The 1,797-nt window shown below is 43.7% G+C and carries 1 protein-coding gene; it reads right to left on the bottom strand.

Annotation, left to right across the window (positions count from 1 at the left end; translation table 11 throughout):
* The coding region (locus B7X71_RS16295) for an AsmA-like C-terminal region-containing protein (RefSeq protein ID WP_293601502.1) at positions 1-1,797 on the bottom strand (1,797 nt) is incomplete at both ends.

The raw sequence follows: 1,797 nt of genomic DNA, 5'->3' as shown, positions 1-1,797 counted from the left end.
AAATAATCTGTTTGCATACTGCGATTAATTTGATTGGTAATGAGGTATTGACCTACGACCGCCCCCAGACCAATAATTGGGTTAATCGCAAATGCCGCCAGTGAGCCTGCTGTAGCGTCAATTGTTGGGAAGATGGTGATGCGTAAATCTTGAGTTTCTTTGGGCACGTTAATTTGTCCAGTCATTGCAACACGAGCCTGATCCAGAACCATCGTGAATTGCTTAGCTTGTGCAATGCCTTGCTCGACCTCAAAATTGGTATTAATTGAGTTAAATGGGGTGCCTTTGGTGACCAAGCTGCCAAGACTACCTTTTAAGTCCAAGGTAGCAAACCTAAACAAGCTTTGCAGACTCAAAACATCTAGTAATTTTGCGCCATCAGAATTGACTTCAAGTAAGCGACCTTTAGCAAGGTCGAGGCTAACGGTGCCAGCTAAAGAATCATAATTTGGTGTAAAGGGTGATCCAGACCATGAGAGTGAAGCATTAAACTTCCCCTCTCCACCTTCTACAGACTTAGAGTTACTCCAATGAGAAATAATTTGTCCGGCATCTTGGATTTTCACATTGGCAGTAAAAGAGCTCTGTTCTGCAACGTTTGGAGTTCTTGCACTCCATTGACCTTTGACGATGGAGTTGCCTTGAGGATTATTAATCTGAATAGAATCGATTTTCACGAGATCCTGGCTGGTTCTCGATTGGATCTTTACCGTACCCAACTTTGCTTTTTTCCAGCTAAAGTCATCAATTACTAAATCTAAGCTGGGAATCGCGTTGGGGTTGACGGGGGTGTTAACTGAAGATGGTTTTTGTGGGCTATCTTCCTTATTGAGTGGATCAGGAGCTATGCGTTGATCTGGCACTTTCAGGCGCGCAAGTTTTCCAGCAATTAGCCCGCTCGGATGATCGCCACTGCTGGGATGCCATTGCACTTGACCAGCAATTTGAGGTGCATTTAATTGGAGTTGCCAGATCCTATTTTTCTTCTGGGACTGCATGCTTACATCAGTCCATTCGCGATCTAGAGCAATTAATTTCTTTACTTGAGCGGATATTTGGACGTCATCCTCGGGGGCGTCAGACGGTTTAGCATCAATCGCTTTATTGGCTGATTTTTTTGCTCCCAAAAATTCTACCCATTGATCAAGATTGAGTTCATTGCTTACTAAGTGAAGTGAACTACCTTGTTGTGGCAATGGTGCCGGCGATCCCACTCCTAAAGCATTTTTTATTTCATTCGCAAAATTGAGATTTCCTTGGAGGAAATATTGATCCCCCAATTTTCCAGACCAATCTGAATGTACTGAACTGTTTTTGCCTGCCGGGTAAGTTTTTAGGCTGAGCTCACCTAGCATAGGGGTTCCCGCTAATTTGTTGGCAGGTGCAGGCGCAGTGCTTACCCAATTGCGCAAATCAAATTTCAGATTGGTTTGACTTCCCGCTTTATTAAAGTTAATCAAGCCTTCATATTTGGCTGATCCGCTCATTGCAGTCAGTAGCGCTGGATGGGTTGAGGATTTTAAATTTCCTGAGATGTAATCTTTGATGAAGCTAGCATTGATATCACCCCTAATGCTGAAGCTAGTATTTCCTGCTGTGGAGGGCGCGCTTACGATTTTCAAGTCCCCACCCAAAAAGTTTGCAGTGATATTTTCAAACTCTGGATTGACCTCAGTAATTCGCACCTTACCCATCAGATTGTTTAATGGAGGAGCTTGTCCCCATTGAGCTTGATTACCGGGGAGGTTAATTTTTGCATCGAAGTGAACATCATCGCTTCCAGACAGCGGAACTTTT

The organism is Polynucleobacter sp. 39-46-10, assembly GCF_002282275.1.
This window is presented reverse-complemented; position numbering and strand designations above follow the sequence as displayed.